Annotated in this window: 6 protein-coding genes; 1 reads left to right on the forward strand and 5 read right to left on the reverse strand. The window is 60.5% G+C overall.

The genetic code is table 11. The features are described 5' to 3' along the window. Window positions 1–92: 92 nt before the first annotated feature. Window positions 93–923, forward strand: coding sequence for a MurR/RpiR family transcriptional regulator (locus tag OK142_RS16295; RefSeq protein WP_498683902.1), 831 nt, complete (start codon window positions 93–95; stop codon window positions 921–923). Between the two features lie 105 nt (window positions 924–1,028). Here the strand turns inward: OK142_RS16295 and OK142_RS16300 are convergent, their stop codons facing one another. From OK142_RS16300 to OK142_RS16320, 5 genes are all read right to left on the reverse strand, one after another. Further along, a complete protein-coding gene (locus OK142_RS16300; protein WP_498683903.1) occupies window positions 1,029–2,603 on the reverse strand; it encodes an FGGY-family carbohydrate kinase in 1,575 nt (524 codons plus the stop codon). Window positions 2,604–2,663: 60 nt separating this feature from the next. Continuing rightward, window positions 2,664–3,383, reverse strand: a complete 720-nt coding sequence (locus tag OK142_RS16305) for an HAD family hydrolase (protein WP_498683905.1) — start codon at window positions 3,381–3,383, stop codon at window positions 2,664–2,666. 7 nt (window positions 3,384–3,390) lie between these two features. Continuing rightward, window positions 3,391–4,875 (reverse strand): mannitol dehydrogenase family protein, encoded by a 1,485-nt coding sequence (locus tag OK142_RS16310; RefSeq protein ID WP_498683908.1) that lies wholly within the window; start codon window positions 4,873–4,875, stop codon window positions 3,391–3,393. Window positions 4,876–4,936: 61 nt separating this feature from the next. After that, a complete protein-coding gene (locus OK142_RS16315; RefSeq protein ID WP_498683910.1) occupies window positions 4,937–5,713 on the reverse strand; it encodes an L-iditol 2-dehydrogenase in 777 nt (258 codons plus the stop codon). Then, window positions 5,710–6,000 (reverse strand): TOBE domain-containing protein (locus tag OK142_RS16320; protein WP_498683911.1); only part of this gene is annotated, 291 nt, incomplete at its 5' end. The genes OK142_RS16315 and OK142_RS16320, both read right to left, overlap by 4 nt.

Consider the following 6,000-nt stretch of genomic DNA (forward strand, 5'->3'; position numbering starts at 1 on the left):
CCGGAAAAGCTTCCCCCACCGTCAAAACGCGGTTCGCACGCTGTTTTGCGCGCGCGCATGCATCATCGTTCAATAATCATAAGAATGAGGCGTTGGTGGAAAAGCTGCTGTTGAACCTCACGCGTGCCATGAAGGCTGGCACACCCTCCGAGCGCAAGATCGCCAAATATCTGATCGAGCATCTGGACGAGCTGCCATTCGAAACGGCGCAGACACTGGCTGCAAAGCTCGGCCTCAGCCCGATGACGGTGGGCCGCTTCCTGCGTTCGCTCGGATACCGGCAATTCAGCGATATCCGTGCCGATCTGCGCCATGCGGAGGAAGTGGTTGGTGAGGAACAGCCCGCATCGTCTGGAAGCAGCGAACAGTCCAATCCGTTTTCGCAGCTTCTGTCGCAGCAGATACAGGCCATTCAGACCGCTTTCGACATGACCTCACAGCCGATCTGGCGTCTGGCGATGAACGAGATTGCCTCGACGCCCGACGTTTTTCTGGCCACATCTCCCGAAGGCATGGGGACAGGACGCCACTTTCACGGGCGATTGCTGGAATACCGCAAGCAGGTCCATTATCTCGGCAGCGACAGCGCCGCTTATGTGACGTTATGGGATTTTGAGCCGGCAAAAGCCCTTCTCATCCTCATGGATTGCGGTGGCAGCCTGTCACCGCTGCAGAACCTGTCATCCACGGCGCGCAAGAGCGGCTACAGAACCCTTTTGATCACCACCCGCTTCTATGAATGGGGACCTGAAAGCGCCGATATCTATCTTGCCATGCCGCACGCCCAGAATGGCGGCCAAGGCCTGCTGCAACTCGTCGCACTGATGGAATTCACGCTCTGCAGCCTGATTGCCGGCGCGGACGAGACGCGCAGGACGCGCATGAAAAACCTCACAGGCCTGAAACGCTCGCTGGGCATCTGATCTGCGTCCTACGGGCATATGGATCGAGCGGGTACCGCGTATTTCGTCTCCCCGGCGGGGAGAAGAAATATGCGGCGACGCCATCGCCCAACATTCTTGCCAAAATCAGAGGCTTTCCAACTCCTGGCGATGGCGGTACATGGCAAGAAACCGGCGATAATCTCGCTCATAGCGGGATGCAAGCGCTGGATTTCCGGAAATTTCCGCATTGCCCGGATACATGGCGGCTCCCGCCGCCGCAAGATCCGCATGCACGCCGCCGGCGGCGGCCGCCGTCATTGCCGTGCCGAGAAGAACGGCATCGGCTGTGGCGGGAACCACGATGCGTTTGCCGGTCACATCAGCGTAAAGTTCCATCAGGAGCCGGTTCTTCACATGGCCTCCGGTGACATGCAGACTTTCCACCGCATAACCGAAGCGCTCCATGGCATCGAGAACATGGCGCGCGCCAAGCGCGATTGCCACTGCGGTGCGCCAGTAAAGCCGGCAGAGACTGTCGAAAGACGTATCCAGCGTCAGCCCGCTGATGACGCCGACGGCGTGCGGATCAGCCAGCGGCGAGCGGTTGCCGTGGAAATCCGGCAGCACATGCAGCCGATCAGCGAAGGCCTCGCCCTCGAGCGCGCGCAACTCAGCCACCCGCGCAACGATCCGGGCATGCAGCGCCGTATCCGGCTCACCACCCGCCGCATGCATGCGCACGATATGATCGAGCAGCGCGCCGGTGGCCGATTGCCCGCCTTCCACCAGCCAATGGCCGGGCAGGATCGCCTGCCAATAGGGACCCCAGAGGCTGTGGCCGGGCATCTGCCGCTCGGACATGGCGACAAGGCAGCTTGAGGTACCGGCAATCAGCGCCACATGCCGGCCCACATCCCCCGAAAGGCATCCGCCAAGCGCGCCGAGCGCACCCGCATAGGCATCGATCATGCCCGCCGCCACCTGGCAACCCGTATCCAGACCAAGTTCTGCCGCCGCTTCAGGCGACAACGGACCGATGCTTTCCCCCGGCATCACCGTGGTGTCGGGCAGCCCGGCCCGTTCCTTCAGATCACCAAGCCCGGCCAGTTCGAGATAATCCGCCTGCCAGCCGGGATTTTCCTGCGCCAGGAAATTCCACTTCGCCGTCTGCGTGCAATTTGAACGCTTCGCCGAACCGGTCGCTTTCCAGGTGAGGAAATCCGCCAGATCGAAGGCGAAAGACATGCGGGCCCAGCTTGCCGGCAAATTCTTCTTCAGCCACATCAGCTTCGGCATCTGCATTTCCGGCGACACGCTGTTACCGGCAAAATCCAAAACCCGGTGGCCGGATGCCGTCAGCCGGTCGGCCTCGGCGATCGCGCGGTGGTCAAGCCAGACGATCGTGTCGAACTTGTCTTTGCCAGTGACGGAGACCGAAACCGGCCCTCCCTTTTCGTCGCGGATAACCAGCGAGCAGGTGGCGTCGAACCCGATGGCGGCAATGCTTTCGCGCGAAACAGCCGCCTCGGCAAGCGCTGCCCTGACCGCGATGCAGACTGCGTTCCATATGTCGGTGGAATCATGTTCGGCGTGGTTTTCCTGCGGCCTCTGCATCAGGATGGGATGGGTGGAGCGGGCGAGAAGCCGGCCGGCCGGATCGAAAATCCCTGCGCGCGCGCTCGCCGTACCGACATCGACAGCCACGAGATTCTGACGCATCAAGACTTCAATTCCATCCCTTGCGCAACGACGTCCCGGCGGCGGCAGGCAAGGTTTGCTTCAGCCTGCGTCACGTGCCACCCGGCTGTCAAAACCGCCCTTCCCCACATAACCGTCGACAAGTTGGACCAAATCCGGCATCGCGTCAAACGTGGCATCGGCCCCGAGACCCGCGATCTTTTCCCGGAATGCGGGAAACCGCGCATGCGAGCCGCCGGTAAAGGCAAAAACCGCCATGCCGGCTGCCTTTGCCGCCGCAATGCCCGCCGGGCTGTCCTCGATCACGATGCAGTGACGCGGATCAGCGCCCATTTCACGCGCGGCATGCAGGAAAAGATCGGGTGCCGGCTTGCCGTTCTTCACCATGGTGGCGCTGAAGACATGCGGTTCGAATTTGTCGATCAGGCCGGTCAGCCCCAGCGAATAACGGATGCGCTCCGGCTGGCTGGAAGAGGCAACGCAGCGTTTCAGGCCCACAAGCCTGTCCAGCGTTTCGGCAATGCCGTCAATGGGCCTGAGTTCGGTACGGAAACGCTCGAACAATGTTGCGCGCATATGGTCGAGAAAATCGATATCGGTCTCGACACCGTAATCCTCAAACAGCGTCGTCGTCATGCTGGCAACGCTGCGTCCGAGAAAGCGGTTATAGGCTTCCTCCTCCCCCATCTCGACGCCGAGATGGGAGAGCATGTCGAGAAGAACCGAGATGGAGACCGGTTCGCTGTCGACGAGAACGCCGTCGCAGTCGAAAATCAGAAGAGGTCCGGTCCCGTCTTGCATCTCTTGGTCACTTTTCAGCCAGCTTGTCGTCCAGATAAAGCTGCAAGGTCTTCGCCGTGCCTTCTTGCCACAACGTCGCCAATGCGTGAGCGAAGCGTTTACGGAAAAGCGCCGATTCGGCAACCTCCCCGAAAATATCGCTAAGCGCGAGGAAGGCCATCGGATCGTCCTTGGCCTTGATCGCCGCCGCCTGAAGCCGCTCGGCGCTCGCATCGTTGAAGGCGATTTCCTTGCCGCTGTCGGAGGTGCCCTGGAAATAACGGCACCAGAGCGCCGAAACCAGCGACAGGCCGACAATATCTTCGCCGCGCGCCAGACGGTCGGCGGTGGAGGGCAGAATGAACTTCGGCTGGCGGTTGGAGCCATCCTGCGCCAGACGCGGAATGGTGTCACCGATTTTCGGATTGAGGAAACGCCGTTCGATCAACCCGAAATAATCGGCAAGATTCGTATCGGGAACCGGCGGAATGACCGGAATGATCTCTTCCTTTTCGAGCTTTGCCAGAAACGCCCGGATCAGCGGGTGTTCCATGGCCTCATGCACGAAATGAATATCGAGCAGAGCCGCCGGATAGGCGATTGCCGCATGGCCGCCATTGAGGATGCGGATTTTCATATGCTCATAGGGCGCGACATCCTTCACGAACTGCACGCCGGCCTTTTCCAGCGCCGGGCGACCCGCAGGGAAATTATCCTCCATAACCCATTGCTTGAACTCTTCGCAGAAGACCGGCCAATTGTCCTCGATGCCGAAATCATCGCGGGCGATATTGCGTTCGCGCTCGCCTGTCGCGGGCGTAATGCGGTCGACCATGGAATTCGGAAAAGCGACGTTTTCGCCGATCCAGTTGGCGAAAGCCGGATCCGAGAGAGCCGCCAGGCCGACCACGGCATTTTTCGTGACCTTGCCATTATGCGGAATGTTATCGCAGGACATGACGGTGAAGGGTTGCAGCCCTTTGTCCCGTCGTGCCTTCAGCCCGGCGACGATGAGGCCGAACACGGTTTTCGGCGAAGCCGGGTTTCTGCCATCCTCGGCAATGGCCGGATGCTGCGGGTTGAAGGAACCGGCGGCATCGATGAAATACCCGCCTTCAGTGATCGTCATGGAAACGATGCGGATTTTCGGGTCTGCCAGCTTATCGATGATGGCCTTGCTGTCACCAACCGGCAATATGTCGATCATCGGCCCGGTAACGCGCGCACCGGTGCGGTTATTGTCCTGCTCCACCACCGTCGTCAGGAAATCCTGCGCGGCAAGCTTTTCACGCATCACTGCATCGGAGGGCAGAACGCCCGCGCCGATGATAGCGAAGTCATGGTCCGCGCCCGTGTTGAACAGGTCATCCAGATAGACCGCCTGATGGGCGCGGTGGAAATTGCCGACGCCGAAATGCACGATGCCGGCGGAAAGATCGGCCCGGGAATAGGCCGGAACCGCCGCCGTTTTTCTGGCTTCATCAAGCGTTGCGAGGGAGAGTTTGCATGTCATGTCACGATCCTCGAAGGGGAAACGTTGTTCGTGCCAAGGCCGGGCGGCAGACGCCCGATACTCAGCTCATCCAGTTGCCGCCGTCGACATTATAGGTCTGGGCGACGATGTATTCGGCCTCATCGGAGGCAAGGAAGATCGCCATGCCGGTCAGGTCTTCGGCACGGCCCATGCGGCCGAAGGGTACGGCCTCCCCGACCAGCCGCTTCTTTTCACCAGCAGGGCGGTTTTCATATTTCGCAAACAGCGCATCCACGCCGTCCCAGTGCTCGCCATCGACCACACCCGGCGCAATCGCATTGACGTTGATGCCGTGCCTGATGAGATCGAGCCCCGCCGATTGGGTGAGGCTGATGACGGCGGCCTTGGTGGCGCAATAAACCGCCACCAAGGCCTCGCCGCGCCGGCCCGCCTGGCTTGCCATGTTGATGATCTTGCCGCCTTTTCCCCGAGCAATCATTGTTTTTGCGGCGGCCTGCATCATGAACAGCGTGCCGGACACGTTGATCGAAAACAGTTTTTCGTAGCTCTCGCGTTTGATCTCGACAATCGGTGCCAGATCGAACAGCGCGGCATTGTTGATGAGGATATCGAGCCCACCCGTCTGGCCTTCCACGGTGCGAATGGCTGTCTCGATGGAATGCTGCTTGGTGACGTCAAGTTCGACGGCATAGGCATTTTCGCCGATCTCGCGGGCGGTCTTGCTGGCGCGTTCGAAATCGATATCGGCAATGGCGACGGTTGCCCCCTCGCGTATATAGGCTTCGGCAAAGGCGCGGCCGATGCCGCGCGCCGAACCTGTTATCAGCGCGGATTTGCCTTCCAGTCTCCCCGTCATATTGCGATACCCTTGTCATCGAACCTGTGGATCTTGGTCTCGTCGGGCGTGATGAAGACGGTATCTCCATGCCTGCATTCGAACTCGCCATCGGTCCTTGCGGTAATCGGGCCGATGCCTTGGACGTCGAGGTGCAGGAAGGTATCCGATCCGAGATGTTCGGCAACCGTGACCTTGCCCTGCCACAGGCCGCTGTCCTTCGACAGCTTCAGGTGCTCGGGCCGCACACCGGCGGTGGTGGCGCCCTTGCTGCGGGCGTAATCGCCGGTCACCAGGTTCATGCGTGG

The sequence above is a fragment of the Agrobacterium sp. BT-220-3 genome (genome assembly GCF_025910175.1).
Taxonomy (GTDB): Bacteria; Pseudomonadota; Alphaproteobacteria; order Rhizobiales; family Rhizobiaceae; genus Agrobacterium; species Agrobacterium oryzihabitans.